General features: G+C 37.6%; 22 protein-coding genes. 9 read left to right on the top strand and 13 right to left on the bottom strand.

Annotated elements, in window-relative coordinates; genetic code table 11:
• Positions 1-114 precede the first annotated feature (114 nt).
• From ORQ98_RS17110 to ORQ98_RS17085, 6 genes are read right to left on the bottom strand one after another with little or no spacing between them, the layout of a single operon-like run.
• The gene (locus ORQ98_RS17110) at positions 115-1011 is read right to left on the bottom strand and encodes a DMT family transporter (protein ID WP_274690025.1); all 897 of its coding nucleotides are present in this window, start codon (positions 1009-1011) and stop codon (positions 115-117) included.
• Positions 1004-2329 (bottom strand): opine metallophore biosynthesis dehydrogenase, encoded by a 1326-nt coding sequence (locus tag ORQ98_RS17105; protein WP_274690024.1) that lies wholly within the window; start codon positions 2327-2329, stop codon positions 1004-1006. The genes ORQ98_RS17110 and ORQ98_RS17105 overlap by 8 nt, the downstream gene beginning before the upstream one ends.
• A gap of 2 nt (positions 2330-2331) precedes the next feature.
• Positions 2332-3111: a nicotianamine synthase family protein gene (locus tag ORQ98_RS17100; RefSeq protein WP_274690023.1), complete on the bottom strand. Its 780-nt coding sequence runs from the start codon at positions 3109-3111 to the stop codon at positions 2332-2334.
• A gap of 13 nt (positions 3112-3124) precedes the next feature.
• On the bottom strand, positions 3125-3895 hold the full coding sequence (locus ORQ98_RS17095) for an ABC transporter ATP-binding protein (RefSeq protein WP_274690022.1): 771 nt from the start codon (positions 3893-3895) through the stop codon (positions 3125-3127).
• Entirely contained in the window at positions 3892-4968 is a 1077-nt protein-coding gene (locus tag ORQ98_RS17090; RefSeq protein ID WP_274690021.1) for a FecCD family ABC transporter permease, read from the bottom strand. Before ORQ98_RS17090 ends, ORQ98_RS17095 begins: the two co-directional genes overlap by 4 nt.
• 2 nt (positions 4969-4970) lie before the next feature.
• Complete coding sequence (locus ORQ98_RS17085; protein WP_274690020.1) at positions 4971-6080, bottom strand: ABC transporter substrate-binding protein; 1110 nt, start codon at positions 6078-6080, stop codon at positions 4971-4973.
• 381 nt (positions 6081-6461) lie between these two features.
• Here ORQ98_RS17085 and ORQ98_RS17080 point away from each other — a divergent pair, with 381 nt between their 5' ends.
• Both ORQ98_RS17080 and ORQ98_RS17075 read left to right on the top strand, forming a co-directional pair.
• Positions 6462-7196, top strand: coding sequence for a substrate-binding periplasmic protein (locus ORQ98_RS17080; RefSeq protein ID WP_274690019.1), 735 nt, complete (start codon positions 6462-6464; stop codon positions 7194-7196).
• Between the two features lie 457 nt (positions 7197-7653).
• Positions 7654-9828 carry a TonB-dependent receptor gene (locus ORQ98_RS17075; protein ID WP_274690018.1) on the top strand — a complete coding sequence of 725 codons (2175 nt, stop codon included), beginning with the start codon at positions 7654-7656 and terminating at the stop codon, positions 9826-9828.
• 46 nt (positions 9829-9874) lie between these two features.
• Here ORQ98_RS17075 and ORQ98_RS17070 read toward each other — a convergent pair whose 3' ends face one another.
• Positions 9875-10195, bottom strand: a complete 321-nt coding sequence (locus ORQ98_RS17070; RefSeq protein ID WP_274690017.1) for a hypothetical protein — start codon at positions 10193-10195, stop codon at positions 9875-9877.
• 486 nt (positions 10196-10681) lie between these two features.
• On the opposite strand from ORQ98_RS17070, the gene ORQ98_RS17065 reads away from it, so the two are divergent.
• The 3 genes from ORQ98_RS17065 to ORQ98_RS17055 all read left to right on the top strand — a co-directional run bounded on the left by ORQ98_RS17065 (position 10682) and on the right by ORQ98_RS17055 (position 12055).
• Positions 10682-11032 (top strand): hypothetical protein, encoded by a 351-nt coding sequence (locus ORQ98_RS17065; protein WP_274690016.1) that lies wholly within the window; start codon positions 10682-10684, stop codon positions 11030-11032.
• Positions 11033-11059: 27 nt separating this feature from the next.
• Positions 11060-11410 carry a DUF2845 domain-containing protein gene (locus ORQ98_RS17060; protein WP_274690015.1) on the top strand — a complete coding sequence of 117 codons (351 nt, stop codon included), beginning with the start codon at positions 11060-11062 and terminating at the stop codon, positions 11408-11410.
• A 216-nt stretch (positions 11411-11626) separates the two neighbouring features.
• Positions 11627-12055 (top strand): hypothetical protein, encoded by a 429-nt coding sequence (locus tag ORQ98_RS17055; protein ID WP_274690014.1) that lies wholly within the window; start codon positions 11627-11629, stop codon positions 12053-12055.
• A gap of 128 nt (positions 12056-12183) precedes the next feature.
• Here the strand turns inward: ORQ98_RS17055 and ORQ98_RS17050 are convergent, their stop codons facing one another.
• Complete coding sequence (locus ORQ98_RS17050; protein ID WP_274690013.1) at positions 12184-12738, bottom strand: TetR/AcrR family transcriptional regulator; 555 nt, start codon at positions 12736-12738, stop codon at positions 12184-12186.
• Between the two features lie 704 nt (positions 12739-13442).
• Positions 13443-13841, bottom strand: a complete 399-nt coding sequence (locus ORQ98_RS17045) for a hypothetical protein (RefSeq protein WP_274690012.1) — start codon at positions 13839-13841, stop codon at positions 13443-13445.
• Positions 13842-14512: 671 nt separating this feature from the next.
• Between ORQ98_RS17045 and ORQ98_RS17040 the strand changes: the two genes are divergently transcribed.
• The 3 genes from ORQ98_RS17040 to ORQ98_RS17030 are packed head-to-tail and all read left to right on the top strand — an operon-like array spanning position 14513 to position 16508.
• Positions 14513-15448 carry a formylglycine-generating enzyme family protein gene (locus ORQ98_RS17040; protein ID WP_274690011.1) on the top strand — a complete coding sequence of 312 codons (936 nt, stop codon included), beginning with the start codon at positions 14513-14515 and terminating at the stop codon, positions 15446-15448.
• 2 nt (positions 15449-15450) lie between these two features.
• Positions 15451-15963: a carbapenem self-resistance protein CarG family protein gene (locus ORQ98_RS17035; RefSeq protein WP_274690010.1), complete on the top strand. Its 513-nt coding sequence runs from the start codon at positions 15451-15453 to the stop codon at positions 15961-15963.
• A gap of 14 nt (positions 15964-15977) precedes the next feature.
• The gene (locus ORQ98_RS17030; protein WP_274690009.1) at positions 15978-16508 is read left to right on the top strand and encodes a DUF3841 domain-containing protein; all 531 of its coding nucleotides are present in this window, start codon (positions 15978-15980) and stop codon (positions 16506-16508) included.
• A 196-nt stretch (positions 16509-16704) separates the two neighbouring features.
• Here ORQ98_RS17030 and ORQ98_RS17025 read toward each other — a convergent pair whose 3' ends face one another.
• Positions 16705-18108 carry an MATE family efflux transporter gene (locus ORQ98_RS17025; protein WP_274690008.1) on the bottom strand — a complete coding sequence of 468 codons (1404 nt, stop codon included), beginning with the start codon at positions 18106-18108 and terminating at the stop codon, positions 16705-16707.
• 675 nt (positions 18109-18783) lie between these two features.
• On the opposite strand from ORQ98_RS17025, the gene ORQ98_RS17020 reads away from it, so the two are divergent.
• Entirely contained in the window at positions 18784-19320 is a 537-nt protein-coding gene (locus ORQ98_RS17020; RefSeq protein ID WP_274690007.1) for a GNAT family N-acetyltransferase, read from the top strand.
• Positions 19321-19354: 34 nt separating this feature from the next.
• Here ORQ98_RS17020 and ORQ98_RS17015 read toward each other — a convergent pair whose 3' ends face one another.
• The 3 genes from ORQ98_RS17015 to sbcB all read right to left on the bottom strand — a co-directional run bounded on the left by ORQ98_RS17015 (position 19355) and on the right by sbcB (position 22664).
• Complete coding sequence (locus ORQ98_RS17015) at positions 19355-20164, bottom strand: substrate-binding periplasmic protein (protein ID WP_274690006.1); 810 nt, start codon at positions 20162-20164, stop codon at positions 19355-19357.
• A gap of 78 nt (positions 20165-20242) precedes the next feature.
• On the bottom strand, positions 20243-21097 hold the full coding sequence (gene purU, locus ORQ98_RS17010) for a formyltetrahydrofolate deformylase (protein WP_274690005.1): 855 nt from the start codon (positions 21095-21097) through the stop codon (positions 20243-20245).
• 121 nt (positions 21098-21218) lie between these two features.
• Positions 21219-22664 (bottom strand): exodeoxyribonuclease I, encoded by a 1446-nt coding sequence (gene sbcB, locus ORQ98_RS17005; protein WP_274690004.1) that lies wholly within the window; start codon positions 22662-22664, stop codon positions 21219-21221.
• Positions 22665-22669: the final 5 nt, after the last annotated feature.

Below are 22669 nucleotides of genomic sequence, written 5' to 3'. Positions count from 1 at the left end.
TAGCAATAGCCAAGATGCAGCACTAACAAGTAGAAACCAAAACTGAGTAGCTAGTGCCACTATCGTTTCTCCATTATGGTAGTCATATATTGACTCGGTATAGCCGTATATTATTTATTTTGTTGGCTGAGGATCAGTTTCAACTACCTGCTTTTGACTATATTTGTCTTTTGTCAATAATGTTTTCTTCAGAGATAGTGCAATACAAGAACTGATGATAATGATACCTCCTACTGTCGTGAGCCAATCAGGAATCTCGCTCCAGAAGAGTACCCCCCACAATACATTAAATACAATACCTATATATCGCGTTGTAGCAACGACAGCAGCATTTTCATGGGTAAATGCTTTAGTCAAAAAAACTTGCCCTAGTAATGATACAACACCAATTGCAATTAGGTATGCCCACTCTACTCCTTTTGGTATAACAAAGTCATCCCCCATTAAAATTGCTGAAATAATGGTTGCGGTAGCAAGAAAATAAAAAATAATTTCATAAGTATGGTGCTTTTTACTTAAATGGCGAATAGTAATAGATGCACCTGCAGCAAACAGTGCACTGGCAACGCCTGCGAGTGCATAAATACTAAAAGACGAGTAGTTAAATGGATTAACCACCAATACCATCCCTAATAAAACCAAGGGTAGTAAATACTTTGTTCGAGAAGCCAAGGTTTCACCGAGGACAAGTCGAGATAATATGATCACAAAAAATGGTGACAAGTAAGCTAATATAGCCGCATCGGCCAACGGTATATGAGCAATAGTATAAACAAAAGCCAACAAGTACAGTGCACCAAGCACTCCCCTTACAATCAAGAGTGAAATACCATTTCTTGAAAAGGCTACTTTACTATGACGCATTAAATATAACACAAGGATGGTACCGATGATACTTCGAAAGAACACTATTTCACTACTTGGAATTGTAAGGCTCGCCGCTTTAATCAAGGCATTCATGGCACTAAATACGAATGCTGATAAAATGGCTAATACTACACCGTTATTCATATTTATATTCCTCTAGGGTACCTCTAACCAACTTTTTATTAGTTGAGACTATTTGACTAGCTGTTTGCTCAGCACACTCAGCCCACTGTTTAATTAAGTCATTATTTTGTATTTTTTCCTCATACCAGCCCTCAAAGCAATCAATTAAGCCATCAATTGTAGGACATTGTAGAGAAAAAAACTTACTTAAGGCCTTAAATAAATAAATTGACTTTATATCCTCAACAGGTACTCTAGGTAATATAAGCCTACCACTATCAAAGCTGGCTTTAGGGTAAGGCACTGCAGAAAAATCATAATACCCCCCTTTTTCATTGGGTTGCGAAAAAGGGTCAATCAAAATTGCACTATATCTAATATAAAGGAGATACTCTTGTTCAATGACTGTCAAATCACAAAAGCTATCAATTTGTTCTCGACTAATAGTCAACTCATGAACTGGATAGTTATCATCATTTAAAAATTGTAATAAATTTATTGGTTCAGCATTTAATGTTAGTACAACGGCTGAAATCTCATACCAAATACCGACCATCTTTTTAATCACATTTGGAGTAATAGGTCCTTCTGGATAGAGTTTATACATGTACTTAGGTATTACACCAGGAGCAACTATTTGATCTAAAGAAAATTTATTGATAAATAACGCAGGATGAACATAACTAGTTATATTTCTTGCTTCTACACTCAACCCGCTGAACAGTTGCTGGCTTTCTATACCTGTGGCTAACAGCAGTTTCTGCAATGCTAATAAAGCTTCACTACCATGCTGGCTCGAAGATAAGTAAAGCTTTTTTTTACAGGCTTTAGTAACGGCGTGATTAAGGACTTTCGTCTCATTACTAATCCTATACTTAGTTGCAGCAAAGTAATTAGATAAACAAATAACCTCACAATTAACTTTTCTCGATTCCAAATGCTGACTCACTAATAGATGCGAACCAAAAGAGGGTGAAAGTAAAATAATGCTCTTTAAGCAAGTTAACGTTTCCAAAGGCAATAAAGCTAAAACTGATAAATAAGCGTCAGAAGGAATACTCAAAACAAGATTATGCCAATTGTTTTGCACCTGTTTGTAGCTATCATAAAGACAAGTTAGTGTAGTACTACCTGCTAAATAGGATAACTCTGGCTTAACAACCGTTATCTTTATTTCATGTGTGCGACTATACACATCCAAAAATTGTTGCCATTTTTCAGAGCATCGACTCACCATACCCAGCTGACTAACGCCTGCATTTTTCAAAAGCACTGCAACTTGTAATGCAGCAGGGCCACTGCCAACAATGAGTGTGGCATCCAAGGGATGGTTCGACATACTTATTCTTTCTCCATTAATATTGCGTCATAAACACCAGAAAGTTGTAAAATGGGAGTGCGCTTCCAACCAATTGATAGTTCTGGGTTAAATGGATAGTTAAATGCAGATTTAAGCCCGTTGCCAAAGCGAACTAAAATTTTTTGTGAAAGTGATAACAAAGGACGTAACTGGGCAAGCACCTCCCATTTATGCTCAACTAAAGAGGCAATTATAATATGTGTTGGCCTAAATGCTTGAAATACAATAGCTAAATCACCATAAACAAAATTGGTTTTACACATTTCCTGCTGTAGGTCTGAAGCCAGCTTAACAGCTTCTTTGTCAATATCTAGCCCTTGTACAGTAGCACCCGTTGCTTGAGAAATTGTAAAAGCTGAAAGTGGATAAGAACCAGAGCCGATAAATAGTACTCTTGAGGTGCTTCCTACTTTTGCTAATTTCAGCTCCCATTGAATACTATCACTTAACTGTTGTAAATATGGCGTGATATTTAACTGGTGTGCTTTTGCACATTTTGACTGATGTCGCTCAAGGGAGCAGAGTGCATGTATAGCAGTTTCTCTTAACTGTTTAAGTTGTCTATCTAATTCACCACACAGTTCGTGTTTTTTCCAAATTGATTGATTAGCTTCACTGGTAATAAAACCACATAATTCGTCTAATTTTTCTTGTAACAAAGTAAAACAATCACAGCTTTTTAAACAGTAATAAGATAAAGCCGCTAACTGCGAGTCATAGGATGCTAAATCAAGTAGCAGTCGATATTTATCGTTTGTCATGGTTAATCTAATTTTAATTTACATTTATATCAGTAGGTATAGTAGGCGTAATATGTAAATAACCATTACTACAATACCCAACCTCTACTTTCACTTGATAAACTTGCTCTAGTAATTCGGGTTGTAATACCTTAGCTGGGCTACCTGCTTCTACAACATGCCCGTCATTTAATAAAACAAACTTGTCGCTATAGCGGGCAGCTAGCGATAAATCATGCAATACCGTTATTGTTATGGTCTTTGTATTTTTTGTGTAGTCTTTAGCAATTTCTAGTACTTGAATTTGATGACGAATATCAAGTGCACTAATAGGCTCATCAAGTAATAACATGCTTGGCTTAGATACCAGCGCTTGAGCCATTGCTACCAGCTGTTGCTGCCCGCCACTTAATGTATTAAATCGGCGAGTTGCGATTTTCAATAAATTAAATTCTGATAAAATTTGCTCTGCTTGGCTCTCTTGCTCTGGGGTTACCTGCCACGACAATTGCTTAACAAAACCAAGTAATACCATTTCTATGACTGTCAGCTGACAGTTGGAATGAATAAACTGGCATAAATAAGACGACTCAAGGCGAGCAACGGGTGTTGTATTTTCAAAACAACTAATTCTCCCTTGAGATCTTACCATTCCCATAATGGCTTTAAGTAATGTCGTTTTCCCTGACCCATTTGGACCAAGAATTGAGGTAAAATCTCCACCTGTAAATTGAGTATTAATTTCTTTAAGAATAGATTTACCACTCAACGAAACACAAAGTTCTTCAAGACATAAGCTTCTCATTGATTAAATCGCCTGCTGACCAGTAAATACAGAAGAAAAGGGACCCCCACTAACGATGTAATAATACCAATTGGGATAATTGCACCAGGAATAATCACCTTTGAAACCAACGAGGCAGAAGTTAATAGTAACGCACCTATCAATGTCGCCGCAGGCAAATAAAAACGTTGATCCTCTCCAACCAACATACGCGATAAGTGAGGAGCAACAAGACCAATAAAGCCTATCGTACCGACAAAAGAAACGGCACCTGTCGTTAATAGGGAACACAGCAAAAATACTTGCAGCCTTATCTTGCTGGTATTTATGCCTAAGGCTTGAGCTTGCTCATCGCCACTGGATAAAGCTGTCAATACCCATACTTTGGGATATATCCAAATTATACTGATCAGCAAGATAATACCTGCAACGCCAACTGAAACCCAATTGGCTTTTAGCAAACTACCAAAAAGCCAGAACACAATTTGCTGTAATACTTCAGGTGAAGCTAAATATTGAGCGAGTGATAACAGGGCCTGAAAGAAAAAGAGTATCACTATACCGGCTAAAACCAGTACTTTTGCATCCATATTTTGTCTTTTACCGATAAAATAAATAGCCAAGCTAGATAAACCGGCTGCAATAAAAGCAGCAATGGGTACCCCTAGCCATGTATTACCCAATATTGTGACACCAGATAAAATAGCAACTGCTGCACCAAATCCAGCTGCTGCAGAGACTCCAAGGGTATATGGGCTAGCCAGTGGGTTTGCAAGCAACGTTTGCATTAAGCCACCCGCCAACCCTAAACAGGCCCCAACCATCATACAGGTTAACGTTAATGGTAATCTCAGTTGCCAGACAATGGTAGTATTGACACTATTACTACCTGGCCCTGAAATAAGTGCATTAAATATCTCAAATAAGTTCATCCAAGATGAGCCAATGCTGACATCTAACCCTAAACTCGCTGTTAAAAATAGACATATTATAACTAAGCGCCACATCCGTTTTTTATTAAGTTGTTGGTAAAGTCCATTAATAACAGGCTCTTCCTGCATTATTAATAGCTTACCTTTTATGGCTTCACTCATGGCTAATCTGCCACTTTTATCATAAATGAACCATTCAACTGTTGTGGCATATAGTTTTCAAAAAATTTTTGATGGTTTTTTATAGGATCAATATCTTTAAATGCTTCAGGATAAATAGACTTTGCCAGGTATTGAATAAAAACATGATCATAAATGGTTCTTGTGCCAGCGTGATAAATACCATACACATCACCATTTTTTACCGCTGCCAGATGATGCCATCCTGCACGACTTAAATAAGGCTTATAGCGAGCTTGCGCTTGTGCTTCAGTGATACCAAAGCCTAGTAAAGCACTATCATTATATTTAGACCAATGGGCACCTGAAATAAAAATCACCTCAGGGTTTTGACTTAATATATACTCTGGTGCCAGATGAGCAGAACCTTCAAATTTACCCGTGGCAATATTATCAGCTCCGGCAATTTTAAGCATATTTCCCCACATGGTTGTTGAGTAACTTTTACCATACTCCTTTGGACCCGTTGTACCCATTTCCACATACACCCGACGTGAAGGGTGTGAAGCTAAATACTTAGCTACCCTTGCTTGAGTATCTTCAACCGTTTGCTGATATTCTTTTGCAATTGCTTCAGCACGGCCTTCTGTTCCCATCACTTTGCCTATAACCAGAGTGCTAGCCACATGTTTAGCGAGTGTTTGCGCATTAAAATCAACAACAACCACATTAATTCCTGACTTTTCCAAAAGCGCCACTTTTTCCCCTAAAGATTTATATTGCCATGCTGCAATAAGTGCCACATCAGGCTTTGTTGCCAACAGCTTTTCAAAGTCAAAGGTACCGGTATAAATCGAGCCTGAGTCTAGAATTGTGGTTAGCTGAGGAATAATTTTGCTGTAAGTTTCCCACTGAGACCGTCGATAATCACGCCAGGAAGCCCGAGGAAACATCACAACTTTTTCATAAGCGTTTGGCCCCGTTATGGCTAAAAAATCTTCAAAATAAAAGCCCAAAAATATGCGCTCTGCTGGCTTTTTAAGCGTGATATTTCGCCCTATCACATCTTTAAAATGAATATCTGCCCATAAAGCCTGAGCGGATACTCCAACCAGCACAATAGAAAACATTAGCTGCTTCACTAGCCATTTCATAAGGATACTCTTCATATAAGCCATATTTCATATAAATCACATTAATGTTATGTTATAACATAACATTTACTACAGTAAATAGAACTCCATCAAAAATCATTGTTCTATACTTATTACACAAACCAACAATACCGAGTCTACATGATAGACTCTACAGCCAGGCGGTAGGTTGAAGCTCATGGCGAAAGATAACTGGGCGTTGCTATGCTTGGTCTTAAGCGAGGCAGTTCTTAGGGCGCCTCTAATAATTGTTTATGGCCTCTGCGCAAGCTGACGGAGTCTTGAACAAGACGGCTTGCGAAGTGTAAAGCTGGTTGCCTTTCCAAGCAAGCCAACAGTGACACCAAGATGAGATATACACTGAAAGCAGCTAACCACCCAATGTTTATAATACTATTTATAATAGCTGCACTATCAAATGCACTGGTTATACAAGCATCATCCACAACAATTCATCTGACTTATAATATAGAACCCAATCCACCTTTTAATATGGGTGATCACCTGGCTGATAACCCAGGTATAACCATTGAGATGATTCAAGCAGTTGGCTACCAACTTAAAATCAATTTCCAGTTTGAAAAAATGCCCTGGAAGCGGTGCTTGTACTCAGTTCAACAAAACATTATGGACGGGACAATCGATGCTAGCTTCAAAAAAGAGCGAATGAAAGTTGGCGTTTATCCAATGACCGATGGAGAAATAGATACATCCAAAAGAAACAGTACTCAAAGTTACTCTATTTTCACCACTCAAGCATCAGCTATTAAGTCAGTTGAAGACTTATTAAATAAGTATATTGGTGTAACAAGAGGCTATTCAATAATAAGTGATTTAGAAAATAGAGGAATAAAAAACATCATAGAAACTAATGGCTCATTAGTCAGCTTACGCATGTTAAAACGAAAGCGAATTCATGCAATTGTTGACTTAGAAGCAAACATTCAGAGCCAGCTACATACATACCCAAATGAATTTCAAGATATTCGTATGATCACACCACCAGTTCAAAGCAAAAATTATTATTTACTGTTTTCTCACAAATTCTATAGAGAAAATAAAGCGCTCGCACACAAAATATGGGATGAAATAGCTAGCATAAGAGAGTCAAAATAATACCAGCAGCTATTTGATAGATATTAATAGAGCTACCCACTTTCCCTTTAGGGGTATCACTTAATACTCATTAGCATTATACCCTTCACGAATGACTTCTAGATTTTGTTATGACCACCATGGAGGATGGGAATGCAGTTTATGCATGGTGGTATGGATACCACTAATTAGAGCAATGCAGGAGCAATTGCCGTGGAGCATTTAACTGTCTTCATTCCTCGCCCCAATCACCTATTATTATAGGCTCATGGGGACTCGTCACTTGATGGCCGCACCTAAAAACTATTCGTATTGGGTATATTAAAAGTACAAGTTATTCCCTAAAGACATAAATTAGCACACGAGCCTAACTAGACTATTAAATACCCACTATATAAACAAGATAAACACACCACTAGAATAAAAATTGATAGTAACTATAGTGTAGATATTAATATGAACTGTTTTTTATTCGCTTATGTGGTTCAGTCTCAAGCAAATCAAGCCAGCACCGATTTTTATTTATAGTATTCTCTATTCCATAGTTATTTCTACCGCAACCGCTGAACAAGGAGTAAACCCTGCAGATGACTTATTTGAGTTAAGCCTGGAAGAGCTACTGACCACTAAGGTACATTCCCGTTTACCTGAATCAAATAGTGCAATTCCTAGCACAGTCACCATCATTAACCAAGAGTCAATTGATACACAGCGCGCTATATTTAATGACCTCGGCTTTATTTTAAGCAACTATGTACCGAGCTTACCTCCTTCAACCATGACAGCCTTCAACCGCTCTACTACTATACGTGGTAGAAAAATGGCAATACTGATTAATGGGGTTCCGATTGATACACCTTTACGTACTGGCGATCAAGCTTTACGTTCTTTAGATGCTTCTGTTCTGCAATCCATCAAAGTCATGCATGGAGCTAATTCGCTATATGGTGTAGGAAGCTCTGGCGGTACTATTAACTACATTACCAAAGATACTGCGCCTGGTAGTGCTACAGTATTAAGCTCCGAATTATCTAAAAGTGCTGCTTTAACCCATATCGAAGACAGTGGTAGTACAAGTTTAGTGCAATCATTAAAAGGAACAGCTAATAACCTAAGCTTTTTCGCATCTGCCTTTTATGAACAAGTTGATGGGTTCTTTGATGCTGAAGGAGACAGAATTCCTTCTAAGACCGCCGGCAATTCCTCCATAGGATTACCAGAATCCAAAAACATGAACCTTTATAGTAAACTTGCCTATGACTGGCAACAACAACGCGTCGCGTTCAGTGCTTTATACTATGAACACGCCATGGAGGACATTTACGAGACAGTTGGCGGTGATGTCATTTCCAGAACCAAAGCCACTGCTGTACGCACACCGGCCAAAAGTAATACTGAAGACCCAGGAAGCAAAAATCTCATCCTCAGTCTGATCTATAAGCACCAAGCTATTTTTGGGAGCACTTTTCATGCTCAAACCTATTATCAAGATTATGACAATATTTTTGGAGCATTTATAGAAGACTCACCATTGGTTCGTAGTAGTGATATGGTTGGGCAATCAACCATCACTTCCAAAAAGTACGGTTTACGATTTGACTTTAATACTCCACTAGAAGCGTTATTTGATAATCAAAGGACAGCTCTTGATTGGGGGATTGATGTATTAAGAGATAAAACTGGACAAACACTATTATCTGGCTCTATAGGGGGAGATACATGGACGCCCTTTATGACTATGACTCAACATGCACCCTTTGTACAATTTCAAAGCAATATCACAAAAAGACTCAGTACAAAAGCAGGCCTGCGTGATGAGCACACTCAAATTCAGGTAGATGACTTTAATACCGTTTTTGGCGGTCATATTAATGGTGGTGAAGTCACTTTCCAGAAAACCTCGTTTAATATTGGTCTAGTTTATAAGCTGACTGATTATACAGAAATATTTGCAGGAGTATCTGAAGGCTATGATGTACCTGAAATTGGAAGGGTATTACGCAACGCAAGTAATACAATCGAATTTGATAGTATAGATATAGAGGCCATTGATAATCGTAGTACCGAAATAGGCATTCGTATTAAACAAGATAATTTCAGATTTTCATTTACCGCATACCGAAGCACATCTGATTTAGGGCTGCAACTCACTGCTGTACCAGGCACAGACCTGCTAACTCCAGAACAAACACCTGAAAGTATCGAAGGACTTGAGCTAACTACTCAGTACCTCTATAACAAGTACTGGGTTGCAGGAGGTACTTTTTCCTGGCTAGAAGGTGAACGAGATACAGATACTGGAACAGAGTATTTATCAGGCCAACGAATTCCACCGCTAAAGGCAACAGCTTATGTGGAATATAAACCAGTAAAAAACACGTTAATTAGACTCCAAGCCTTATACTCCGGTGAGCGCAACCGTTTTCCAGATGATATTGGCAATGGCGAACAGTTTAAAGGCAAAGTGCAGTCATTTACTACATTTGACCTGCTAGGAAGGTATCAGCTTAACAATGCAAGTATTACTTTAGCTATACACAACTTATTTAATAAAGACTACTTTACTGTATTTTCACAGTCATCTAATCTGGATAGAAGAGTCATAAAGGCACCTGGCAGAATGATAAACCTGACGTTTAAAATAAGCTATTAACCTCCCTCAATTATAAACTGAGTTTTTCATTTTAATTTAAAAATAATTATTGATTATTCCCAATAGCATCCAATAGAAGCGCTGTTAGCCTTTTAGAGCTATAACAACCTAATTCAATGTCCGCAACCTGAAAAACTGACTCACCGGTAATTATAAACAGCTTATCAGTACATTTATAATCTTCTTGTACCGCATAAAAGCTTACAGTTACTTTATACATATTATTTACTTCAGTGACTTCTTCAATAAAGGTTTTATAAGCTAAGTCATGCGGCATGCTCGTAAAAAGTAATGTATCAACTAGATCAGGTTTAAGATTTGGTTGTTGTTGAATAAACTGTTCCTGTTGAGCCTTTGCATCAGCCAAAAGTTTTCTTAAGTCTTTACTTAAATATGGCTTTACTTCATCTCCGGAAAGTATCCCTACCCTAGTCAGTAACGTAGAGTCATAAAAATCACGAACAAACTGTTTTATAGCTGAGTCTGATGTTGCACAACCACTCAGCAAGCACGCAAGAGTAAAATAGCATAACTTTCTTTTAAAAATGGTAACCATATTAATTTAATATCACATTCTAGAAACAATAAATAAGACCACTACGGTATTTACTCACACCAATTGTTACACAACAGTAACACCCCAACATACAACCTAAATAGTGGCAAAAATACTTATATCAAGTAAAATACCAATAATATCTAGATTACAAATAAGTATAACTCCTTATATTTTGATTTTCCCATTAGCTGTAATGTTACTAATCCGTAACATTAAAACAAGTACTTTATTCCTAAAAAAGCTATCCTTTTTACAACAGATACTTTATCAATATGACAATAACCAGGCTATAAAATGAGAAAATACTTAATTGCTGCACTCACAATTGCCGCTACAACCACAACCTGTGCTAATGCTGAAGTAAATATTTCTGCAGATGAAACTAGCTGGTCCGAGTCTGACTGCACAACTCAATATACTGGAAATGTCAAACTACAAGTCAATAAAGTAAAAGAAATTACAAGCAAACACTCTGAACGTATAGATGAAACAAATATCAGGTTTACAGACAATGTAAAAATAAAGCTTGATAACGCCGTTATCACTACAGAAGCTGCAACCTACACAGCTCTTGATAAGCAAGTACTAATAACCATGAAGTCAGCTACCGTTTCAAACACCTATAGCTGCAAAACTAAAAAATAAGTAGCGTGCTACTTTAATGCTAAAACCATGATAGCAAGCAGACTTTTCGTTTTAGTTGCCATGACTTTAATTACAGCAAATAGTTACGCAATGCGTTGTGATGGCAAACCCATTTCATCTGGCTATACAAAGGCTAAAGTTATACTATTTTGCGGCCAACCCATATTAAAGGAAACATTTCGCCAAGAAATAACAGAAAGAAATAGCCATGTAAGCTTTAGTGACTCACAGAAAAAAACAAGCAGTCAAACCACTAAAGAAACTATCAAAGATATTACAAAAGATAGGTGGACCTATAAACAGGGCAAATTTTTAAGGGTTGTTATCTTCCATAAAGGCAGAGTTGAAAGTATCGAATTTGGCGGCCGTATAGAATAATAAAGATTTGCAAAATGTGCAAAATATAATAGCAGCTGTATACCACTAAAAAAGCTTGACAACTATCAAACTATAATACCCAAAGCGTGGGTTTTTTAGGCGCGGCCGTCGAGCAACGAAGTCCCATGAGCCTATAAATAACAGGTGATTGGGGTGAGATCCGATGACAACAAACCCTAAAAATCATTCGCGAAGGGTATATTTAGGTTAAAACTCATGAGAAATATTTATTGGCTTGCGTATTTAGCTCTTGCCTCCCTTAATGCTATAGCAGATGAATCTGAATTCAGGTGCCTAAAATCCGTTGGTTTAAACAGCTCTATTAAACTGCAATTTAACTTCCCTACAGATAACGAAAACTTTGGTTATGTTTCTTACCAGAAAGGAAGCGGAAAAATACCAGTCAAAAACACCAAAGAAGAAAGTAAAGAGATATCAGTGGGAAGACCTCTAGAATTTACTCGTGAATGGGAAGAAGTAACCAGTGATGGCACAGGTGGTAAATATATATTGGTCAGCCAAGGTGGATTAATTTACGAATTTAAGTATATCAGAAAAAAAGATGGGAAAGTTTACAGTTTTGAAGAGGATTACCAGGCTATTGCTGAAAATGGCTGCCAATGGTCGACTAACTCTAAGAACTAAATTTAATTAGGCTTAATCAGTTTTTTTGTATTTTGTAATGATTGATAAATAGGGCGCTTTTAAACGCCCATTGTTTACTCATCAATCACAACAGGATAATTTTTAAGCATTTTTATTAAAAATTAAAGTCAATCAACCTCTTTTAGAACTGCATAGCTAAAGCTATCCCATGCTAATAATGTCGCCTCCTTCTCAGTGGCTCTCCCTTGCTTGATTGCTTCCCAAGAAGCAAAAAGTATTGAATCTAATAATTGAAGAACCCAAAATACAGGCACACCTTGCCTAACTTGTTTAGACCTTTGCATACGCGTAATGATTTTCTTCAGCTTTTTATTTGTATCCGAAAACTGGCAGGTATTAGGATCATGCTCAGATTCATCAAAGTCTGCATGATGTTTGAGCACAGTTGTAATGTCGCCGAATGTAATACTAGAGTAAACATAGTATTTGAGCTGTTCTACAGGCTTTTCGTGCAACTCTACGGCTTCATCAAGTATCATTTGATATTTTTCAAAAACATATAAGACTATACTTTCTAATAGTTTTTTTCTATTGCTAAAGTAGCGATTTATAGTCATTCTGCTAACACCTGCAGATGTGGCAATAGCTTCCATCGAGGCATTTGGGTTGGCTGCCAGCTCTTTTACCCCTGCCTCTAGGATTTTTTGACGTGTATTACACATTATATATAGACACCCATGTTACAATGGCGTATCATGCTTGTGAGTTAATATCAAAAAGCACATCGTCATTACTTAATTCAAAAGAGATTAGCCACTTGCTACTGCTCTGTATCAAAAACTCAGTATTAGTCAATCAAAGCAGTATACTTTATCCCTACCTAATCCTTATAAGAAGGTAGACCCTACTAGTATTATTTAGCTTTCATTCGTGGCTACAACTCACTTAGCTTTGAAACTAGTGGATTTTAAACATTATGCAATCAGCTTTAAAGCGACTTATACTTTATTGTAGTGAATACACACTCTTATTTGCGCAACTTTTACCCAACGAATCTACTTTCTATTTTTTATATTTCCACAGCGCATAAACATATTCCTTATAGAAATAGCATTTGACTATATAGCACTCAATATGCTCACATTTAGTTGATCACCCTACAACCAGATTACTTTCCAACCAAGTCTTACCTAAAAACACATACTTGACTTACATGTTCAGTATCAATGTTTTTTTGTCTTGTTTACATGAGATCATAACAGCAGCTTCAGGAAATACGACAAAACATAAAGAAGCTGCGAAAGCTTCAGTGTATAAGAAACACTCAAAAATTAAAGATGCGGGAGCTACTTGGTGATAGCAAATTCCTTATGCAGAATAGACTCGCTTCCGTGAGACTATAGATCAACGTTGATTGGGATGGCAGTTAATTGCTTTCTTTGTTTTTAAAAGATAAACGAAATTCTGTTGTCATTTGATGACCTTTTATTGCAGGAACCGCAATTGCATTAAGCAGCAAGTGTCCTAGCATAATTAAAGTGGCAGTTGCTAATGCATCAAGAAACCAGCCGATGGCTACACCCGCCCCCCCCAAGTAAACAGGCATAGTTGCTAAATCTGGAATAGTTTGAATACCTGTAATTCCGTGCAAAAATAAACTAATCCAAAACCCAAAACAATATGGACAATGCCAAGCTTCATAAAGGTATGACAATGGTTTAGGTAAACGATCTATGATCCAGTTAAACCACTCTCCCCAGTCGGGTAGCTTTTCCCAAAGTAAAATATAAATGGCAAGCCCCATAAGCGCTAAAGTCAAGTTCATACTCAGCTCCTCAATCATTATTGATAGACGATATGCTTCACTTAAGCATTCGCAGTTACATGTTACATAAATGTAACACCCTGCATTGTCTAGTCAATAGTTCTCAGCTAAGTATTTCTCCCTATTTCACTCGTTTTGAATTTATTAACCTATCAGTATTAGATAAAAGCCTATATTTATTTTCTACAAAAAATAAGCAATATACTTAAAATAGTTAAAGTAGAAAAAATAATTAAGAAATAATATCTATTTTTTAGGCGAGGCCTTCGAATGATAGCCCCATGGTGACTAGTCCTATTTTTACCATCGTTTATTTTATCATCACTAAATAACAAGCATAATACAAATGACTCTTCAAAAAGATGGGTTACACTCTTTTATACGTATATATACTATATAGCATCATTGGTTACATATATGTAACATTCTATAATAAGTGCATCCAAAGAAATTATAATAGCCTGAAGCAGATGCTATACACCTACCCCAAATACTTAACCTCAACCAGGGTAAACAGTGCAAATTAAAATTTATTAATAAAACAACTAACTTTAATTAGTACTAGTGGTCCATGCGTAAAGTTGTTACTTTATTTTGCGCATGGCCCGCTAGTATATAGCATTGTATACATAATACCGAGGTTTAAAGCAAAGCTCGCTTGGAGTATCACGATGAACGGTTTTCTATATCAAAATACAAAAGATACAATGCTAAAAATGACCTGCATTATACTACTCCTGGCGCTTCACCTATTTGTAGAAGCAAGCGCAGCAAAAAGATCAGTGAATATTAGCACAAACAACCCTACCATCGAATTTGAAGAAGTGTTGGTTCGTAACTATAGCTATTATGTTGGTGACTTATTTGGAAAACTAAATTACGACAAAACAGCAAGTGTAGCTCCACAAGCTTACTGGATAATGAGCACTGAAGTAACCTACGGCTTATACCAAGCAATATACCATTGGGCTACTCAGCATGGTTACCAGCTAGCTGATGGTTGTAATGGTTGGAAAGAATACTCATGCTTTGACCAAAAAACAAGCTCTCAACAACACCCAGTCACTCTGATATCATGGCTAGATGCCATTGTATGGGCCAATGCTTTAAGTGAAAAGTTAGGTTTGCAACCAATTTATCACACCAGTGCCGGAAAAGTAATCAGGAGTGCAGAAAGTTCACAAATTGATATTGTAGTAAGCAATACTAATGGCTTTCGTCTTCCTACTTTGAATGAGTGGCATATCGCAGCTAGAGGAGGATACCCAGCCCTTCAACAAGGTACTTATGGAACTTTCCACGCAGGAAGCAATAATCAAAGCCTGGTTGCTTGGAATGAGGAAAACTCTCAGCTACAAGGGACAACACTTGTTAAACAATTAAAGCCTAATGAGCTGGGCCTGTATGATATGTCAGGTAATGTCTCAGAGTGGGTTTATGACAGCTACTTAAATGAAGATCAAGTCAGTGCTGGCGTGTTCAACAAAATGCATTACTTTTGTGGGGAAAGCTGGAAAAATAGCAAAGGGCTTAACTTAGCGTATTGTGATATACACTCTCGACATTATCGACTAGATGATACTGGTTTCAGATTAGTAAGGAACTAATTTTGTTGCAAAAGCTTATTATTACGATCTTATGCGTCTATTCTTTGACAGGTCATTGTGATAACCCCATTAAATTACAACCAGGCCCTAACTACCTTGACTTCAATAATGATGGACTTCAAGACATTGTATTTAAGGGCTTATACGACAATAGTACTTCTCACCCTGACACCACTTACACATTTTACATTAAAAGCAAAGAAGGCCATTTTTTACATACCCCTATTGGTGAGAACATTCAAAATATCACCTTTTGGGATGAAAAAGTCTCTGGTTTAGGGTATCTTTTTAGAGACCTGCAAGTTTTTAAAATACAGAATAAAATGGTCGTCGTGATAGCAACTAAAACCCTGGTGAGCAACTTTGATAAATCACCCGTTACTCTTACTTACTATCACTTAACGGAAAGTCCCGATGGGCCTGGTCAAATACCCTTTCGTTGGGTTGAATATAAATCCAGTCAAACCAAACAACAGTATGAGTCTGTTGAATCTGCTTTTAATGAAGTAAAATAAGTAAGTTGTTTATCATGAAATTATGGACCTTTCAACATACTAAAGTTGCCGAACACTTAGAGTATAACAATATTTACTATGGAGATCCTAAGCATGTCGATACTAATTGGCTAATCGCTTATCAGTGGATGAGCGAAAGAATGCAAGAAAGAAATATTAATATACAAAATTCAACTCCAATTTGGTTATGGGCATACCAACCAACTTTTTCTACACTTTATGACCTTTTATCTGAGCATGAGTGTTCCCAGGGGGTTTGTTTAATAGAAGTAGATGTACCTGGAGAGCAAGCTGTTTTTTCCTGTTATGATCAATGGAACACGTTTTTATACTATTGCCTTGAACATAAAAGAATACCAATTATTGACAATAAATATAGAAAAATGTTCACCTCATTCCATGATTTAACACACAGAGGTATTCAGGTAACACTGCCATACCTCAAACAAGAATGGGTTTGTCAGGTTAAGGATCTAACTAGTTATATTAGATCTGATGAGTGGTGTGAAAACAATAATTTAATTTCATTTGAAGCTAACATTTAGCTGGAGACCTCCAGCTAGTACTTTTAAGTCAACTAGCGCTATTACTCGCTTATCCATTGAAAGGCTTTCGTGTGTATGTAGTATGTTCTTTCTGCCAAAAAAAACCAATGAGCTTGCCCAGTAGCTAGCTCAATACATCACACAAAATATTTATTTAATCAAAACCTATATCCTTCGCACTAAGGATAAACTCTTCTTAGCTATCTGGCTTTTCAGTTAACTGGTTAATCTGGGCACAGCTTGATGATAAGGGATTAAGTTCTGAGCTTAAATCGGTATCCATTGCTAGTGGTTGTGCTGTTGGGGCACAGGCTATTTGCTTCTGGCCCACCAAACGATAGGCCAGGTAAATGCCAATTAATGAAAAGAACATACCGCCAATCGCCTGGCCAAGTAATACTCCTTCTGCACCATAGAGCTCAGCCCCTAACCAAATAAATGGCACAGTGCCAATAGTCGCTTTGCCCCAACTCATCATTGTAGAAAAAGTCGGCTTACCAAGGTTATTAAAAGAAGCATTTGCCACAAATAAAATACCATTAAAAATAAAAGTAATAGCTACAAAATGGCTAAAAAAACGTACTAACTCCCCTGCTTCATCCTTTAAAGTAAAGGCAGCAATCACTTGATTGTTAACCAGAAAAAATAGCAAGCTGACTACACTAATATAACCAATACAAAACAGGATAGCTTTATTCAAGCTCTCTTTGACACGATCAAGCTGACCTGCACCATAGTTCTGACCAACAATAGGTGCCACAGCACCTGAAAGCGCAAAGATAACACCAAACAAAACTGGAATTAAACGCCCGATAACCGCATAACCTGCCACAACATCGTCACTAAATGTTGCCATTGCCTTAGTAACAAAAGCATTACTGGTAGGGGTCGCAATATTGGTGAGAATAGCAGGAATAGCAATGCCATTAATGCTACGTAAATCTTGTATGTAACGCTTAGGGTAAAAGCGTGTATACAGCTTATGGTGCTTTACAATAGCCCAGCAAGCAATAACCAACATGGTAATTCGTGCAAAAACTGAGGCAATGGCGGCCCCTTCTACACCAAGGTCTAGACTAAAGATAAAAATTGGGTCTAGTACCGCATTAACCAATCCACCTGATATGGTGGAGTACATAGCACGCTTGCCGTCACCCACAGCACGAAGACCTGCACCAAGGCACATGGCAAGAGTCAAAAACGGTAATGAGGGAATTAGAATATTTAAATAACTAACAGCAAGCGCAAGGGTTTTACCCTGAGCACCGAGTAACGACAGCAAATCAGGAATATAAAGCCAGACAATACCAGCAACCAAACTCGAAAAAATCAAAGCAGTTGCACATACATGCACCATCAGGCGCTCAGCCTTAGCACGCTCATTTGCTCCTATTGCCTTTGATATTAAGGCAACAGATGATATGGAAAGCCCAATACCAAAAGATGTAGTGAAAAATGCAACCGTACCTGCATAGCCCACCGCTGCAGCTAACTCAATAGTGCCGAGCATACTGAGAAAGAACATATCCAACAGATCCACCAAAAACAGTGCGGTAATACCAGCAGCACTTGTAAAGCTCATTGCCAGTATATGCGGCATGAGGGGACCAGTTACAAATCTAGGGCTATTCATGTTGGTTGGCTCTGAGACAAAAGTCGTTTAGTTTTTGGGATGTCTAACCTTTTTAGCACCATTAACCTACTAAAGCACATTATACTGCTAAGATTACCTGTTCAATCAAGAACATAGCAAGCTTTCGCAGGGTAGGCATAAAGTTTGGAAGAGATGATTAATTAAAGCAAAATGCCTGCTTGACAGGCATTTTAAGATGTTTAGTTGTTTCGAAGCGTTTTGCTTAGAGGACTAGCAAATAAATTTATAACTCAAGTCAAATAATGTCTTACTTCTCCTTAAAAAAATAACACCCCAATAAAAGTTACATAAATGTAACACAACTTTTTTCCCAGTCAATGACTGGCAGCATATTCTTACTTTTCTTAAATATAGTCATTCTTACAAAGTAGGTATTTATACATATTTTATTCTCAAACGTTGAACTTGACAGTTACGTTGATGTAACATACTTTTATGATAAAAAGGCAATCAACCATGAAGTTAATCAAAACACTGCTTTCTTATAGTTTAGTACTAAGTGCTATAATATTCACTGATTTTTTAGTTAGTTATTTAATTCTTCATTGGTTGGTACTCGATATCGGTTAACTTAATAAGTTATACCTCAATGGTTAAGTTTAATTATTACAAGAGACAAAAGTGACTACAACGAAGTATTATTTTGAAACATCTCGATTATTAATCACCGAATGGCACTCGATTGATAATAACCCTCACCTACAAATTAATTTAGCCGACACAATTAAAAAAATTCTAACTCCATCTGTCACACATTCACTTCCAGCAGACTGGCAAAATATCCATACGGATGACCATGCAAAAAACTGGATTAAAGCGCGAGATAGTGAGGGAGTCACTTTACTGATTATTGAAAAGCAGACTAATATACCTATTGGACTGTTTATTTTAACTAAAGATGAAGATCTTAGTTGCGAAGCTGCATTGAGAATTGGCTATATATTAGAAGAGCCTGCCTGGGGTAAAGGGTTTGCAAGTGAACTCATTGAAGGGTTTATAGTGTGGTGTAGCCATAACAAAATTTCATTATTAACTGCTGGTATTGATAAAGGCAATATTGCCTCAAAGCGTGTACTCGAAAAAAACGGTTTCACTTGTTCACTGCAAAACAGCTCAGAAGATAATCTATTTTTTCAATATTACATAAACCCAAAGTAATTTTTACATATGAGGACCATTAATGAGCTCCCCTTCATTGTTCACTATCAGGCATCATATCAACTTTTTGAATCTGTAGTGATTCGACATACTTATTGATATACTGTTTAATTAGTTTATTTCTCTTATATTGAATTAGCAACTTATTCACTTTTTTTGATAAATCACCCAGTAGTTTTTTCTTCGAGTAGCCAAAGTAAAATAAAGGTTCGGTAACATAGTTAGTTGAGTAGGTGATTTTATCTGAAAGCCCCAATTGAGTTAATAGCTGTAGGCTATGATAAAATCCATTTACTGTGTAATCAAATTGCCTTTTATTATCAGCTAATAGAGTAAATGCTCTTTTCGATCCTTCTACTCGATAAAGGTTTAAATATTGTTTTTCATATCGACTGAATTTATCTCCTAGTACATAACCTAAACCAGTCACCCCACTTTTTCCTTTTAAGTCATCCCAGCCTCCATATTCAAATTCATTACCTTTCCTCATAAAAACGGCTGTAGGATCAGGGATAATAGCTACTGAGTAATCTATGTAAGTTTCTCTTACTTGGCTCTTGTAAAGGCCTGCAATCATATCAATACGACCATGCTTTGCATTATTCAATACCCTTTTCCAGGGAAATATGCGATACCCTACAGGTATTTTTAGTTTTGCAAAAATATCTTTTGAGAGATCAATGAATACGCCCTTCAACTCTCCATTTTCTTCAAATGAAAATGGAAAATAGTCAGGCAAGCCTGAAACTATTATTGTTTTTGCTGATTTGCTAGCTGTAGCTAATAAATCAGCTGAGAGACTAAGACAAACAAATATACAAAGGAATTCAATGAGCTTATTCAAATTTTTATGCCTCTACCCTTTTTCTTACATTTTAGTCGAAAAAAGAGCTAGAGGCGCTTTCAACTTAGACAACTGCTTTTAAACAAAAACCACGGTTTTATTGTCATGAATAATAACACGGTCTTCTATGTGATACCTCAAACCATGAGCCAGTGCCGTTTTTTCACAGTCTTTTCCTAATCTCACCATATCCTCAACTGTATCTCGATGGCTAATTCGTACTATATCCTGCTCAATAATAGGCCCAGCATCTAATTCCTCTGTGACATAATGACAAGTAGCACCTATTAATTTCACCCCCCGTTGATGAGCTTGATGATAGGGCTTTGCGCCAATAAAAGAGGGTAAAAAACTATGGTGAATATTAATGATTTTACCAGCATATTGCTTACACATTTCGGGTGGTAGAATCTGCATATAACGGGCTAACACAATGGCATCAGCTTCATGTTCTGTAACTAGCTCCATCACCCGAGCAAACGATTTAGTTTTATTATCCTTATCAACGGGTACATGGAAAAAAGGAATACCATGCCACTCAACAATACTGCGTAAATCATTATGGTTAGAAATAACACAAGGTATTTCACAGTGCAGATCGCCACTATGCCAACGGTGTAATAAATCAACCAGGCAATGAGCCTGCTTACTGGCCATCAAAACAACTTTTTTAGGGGCTTCTGAGTCAGTAATTTGCCATTGCATATTAAACTCATTAGCAATGGGTGCAAATGCTGTTTTTAGCCCTTCAAGGTCAAATGGTAAAGAATCTGCGCAGATTTCATGGCGCATAAAAAACCAGTTGGAATCTGTGTCTGAGTGATGATTGGCTTCAGTAATTGAGCCGTTATAAGTAGCTAAAAAATTACTGACTTTGGCAACAATTCCTACCCTATCAGGACAACCTATAACCAACCGGTAACTACGTGACATATTTGCCTCATTTCCAACGGACAGTGATTACTGCCTCGTACAGTTTGCAATCCAACTATAACCAAAAGGGAATGAATTATATTACCTGACCTACTGGTTAAGCAATTAGCATTTAAACACCTTAAGGGTATTGCAGGGTTGCTTGTTTTTCATCTGCAAATTGCTGTAATTGCCTTAGAATAGTCTGCTCCTGAGGGGTTTGCTTGGTAGCCAAGAGGGCCTTGATTAATGCTTGCAGTTCTTGCAAACAAATACTGCCTCCTGCCGCTTGATCCAATAGCCTGGCTTGACGCCAATTTTGCCAGCGTTGATTCTCTAACTCAGTCAGTGTTTCAGGGTAATTGCGAGCCCGATAGCGAAATAACATGGTATCCAGCCGACTATCTTGAAACTGCCCTGCCATATCCACTAACTGATCAGGAGGTAATGTTTTTAAGCGATTCATTTGGCTACGATCATAAGGGCTAAAGAAACCGCCACTATAAAGCATTAAGTCTGGGTTATCTGCTTGGGTATCAGGCAATTGATTAAATACTTCTGCTACTTTGTCTCTTAAACCTGGTGCTTCTGCTAATGCGTGATGATGCTGTTTATAACTGTGTAAATCGATTTGCCAACGCTCCTGGTCAGCTGGCTGTAGCACATTTAATGGGGCAACAATCGGGCATTTATTAATATGAATTGTTTTAAGGGGAATCCGTTCTACCCCTGCCGGTAATTGGCTAGCAGGGGTAAATAAACGTTCGCGAATTTCTTCCACAGATAATGTTAACAAAGGAGTAGGATCTACGCTTAAATCATAAACAATACGGCCATTATTATTCGTTGGATGTTCAGCCAGAGGCATGACCACCGCCATGCAACCACGACTAGCAGAAAACATCCCTGAAATATGCACAACTGGCTGCCCTGTCGAGAGATATTTTAATACTTGCTTTTTATGGCGCATACTTAGCATAAAACCAAATAACTTAGGCTGCTTTTCCCGTAATAACTTCGCCAGGGCAATAGTAGCCCTGACATCTGATAAAGCGTCATGGGCCTGAGTATGAGCAATACCATTCGCTTGGGTTAATAGCTCTAACTTAAAACTTGGCAAGCCCTCTTCATTAATGGGCCACTCAATACCTTCTGGCCTCAATGCATAAGCTGCGCGCACCACATCCAGCAAGTCCCAACGACTATTACCGTTTTTCCACTCTCTGGCATAGGGATCAAAAAAATTACGATACAACAGGTGGCGGGTAACTTCATCATCAAAGCGAATGCTGTTGTAGCCTAATACACAGGTATTTGGTTGACTAAACTGCTGATAAATCCTATCTGCAAACGCTGCTTCCACGATCCCATGCTGATAAGTCGTTTGTGGAGTAATGCCTGTAATTAGGCAAGCCTCTGGGTTTGGCAACTGATCGTCAGGTAACCGACAATAAAAGCTATCAGGAGAGTCGATTTCGTTGAAATCTTGATCCGTTCGAATACCTGCAAACTGTGCAGGCCAATCTTTAGCTGGATTGGCGCCAAAGGTTTCAAAATCATACCAATAAAACGTTGATGCTTGTGGCATTAGTT

It is taken from the genome of Spartinivicinus poritis (genome assembly GCF_028858535.1).
In the GTDB taxonomy this organism is placed as follows: domain Bacteria; phylum Pseudomonadota; class Gammaproteobacteria; order Pseudomonadales; family Zooshikellaceae; genus Spartinivicinus; species Spartinivicinus poritis.
Note: the sequence above shows the minus strand (reverse complement) of the source record. Positions and strands in the feature narration are given on the sequence as shown.

Coding starts and splice junctions, on each gene's coding strand:
- ORQ98_RS17025 (WP_274690008.1), bottom strand. CDS start 18,108: ATGCCGCATATACTGGCAATGAGCTTTACAAGTGCTGCTGGTATTACC.
- ORQ98_RS17095 (WP_274690022.1), bottom strand. CDS start 3,895: ATGAGAAGCTTATGTCTTGAAGAACTTTGTGTTTCGTTGAGTGGTAAA.
- ORQ98_RS17040 (WP_274690011.1), top strand. CDS start 14,513: ATGAACGGTTTTCTATATCAAAATACAAAAGATACAATGCTAAAAATG.
- ORQ98_RS17110 (WP_274690025.1), bottom strand. CDS start 1,011: ATGAATAACGGTGTAGTATTAGCCATTTTATCAGCATTCGTATTTAGT.
- ORQ98_RS17030 (WP_274690009.1), top strand. CDS start 15,978: ATGAAATTATGGACCTTTCAACATACTAAAGTTGCCGAACACTTAGAG.
- sbcB (WP_274690004.1), bottom strand. CDS start 22,664: ATGCCACAAGCATCAACGTTTTATTGGTATGATTTTGAAACCTTTGGC.
- purU (WP_274690005.1), bottom strand. CDS start 21,097: ATGTCACGTAGTTACCGGTTGGTTATAGGTTGTCCTGATAGGGTAGGA.
- ORQ98_RS17055 (WP_274690014.1), top strand. CDS start 11,627: ATGAGAAATATTTATTGGCTTGCGTATTTAGCTCTTGCCTCCCTTAAT.
- ORQ98_RS17045 (WP_274690012.1), bottom strand. CDS start 13,841: ATGAACTTGACTTTAGCGCTTATGGGGCTTGCCATTTATATTTTACTT.
- ORQ98_RS17080 (WP_274690019.1), top strand. CDS start 6,462: ATGTTTATAATACTATTTATAATAGCTGCACTATCAAATGCACTGGTT.
- ORQ98_RS17065 (WP_274690016.1), top strand. CDS start 10,682: ATGAGAAAATACTTAATTGCTGCACTCACAATTGCCGCTACAACCACA.
- ORQ98_RS17090 (WP_274690021.1), bottom strand. CDS start 4,968: ATGAGTGAAGCCATAAAAGGTAAGCTATTAATAATGCAGGAAGAGCCT.
- ORQ98_RS17075 (WP_274690018.1), top strand. CDS start 7,654: ATGTGGTTCAGTCTCAAGCAAATCAAGCCAGCACCGATTTTTATTTAT.
- ORQ98_RS17050 (WP_274690013.1), bottom strand. CDS start 12,738: ATGTGTAATACACGTCAAAAAATCCTAGAGGCAGGGGTAAAAGAGCTG.
- ORQ98_RS17060 (WP_274690015.1), top strand. CDS start 11,060: ATGATAGCAAGCAGACTTTTCGTTTTAGTTGCCATGACTTTAATTACA.
- ORQ98_RS17105 (WP_274690024.1), bottom strand. CDS start 2,329: ATGTCGAACCATCCCTTGGATGCCACACTCATTGTTGGCAGTGGCCCT.
- ORQ98_RS17100 (WP_274690023.1), bottom strand. CDS start 3,111: ATGACAAACGATAAATATCGACTGCTACTTGATTTAGCATCCTATGAC.
- ORQ98_RS17085 (WP_274690020.1), bottom strand. CDS start 6,080: ATGAAATGGCTAGTGAAGCAGCTAATGTTTTCTATTGTGCTGGTTGGA.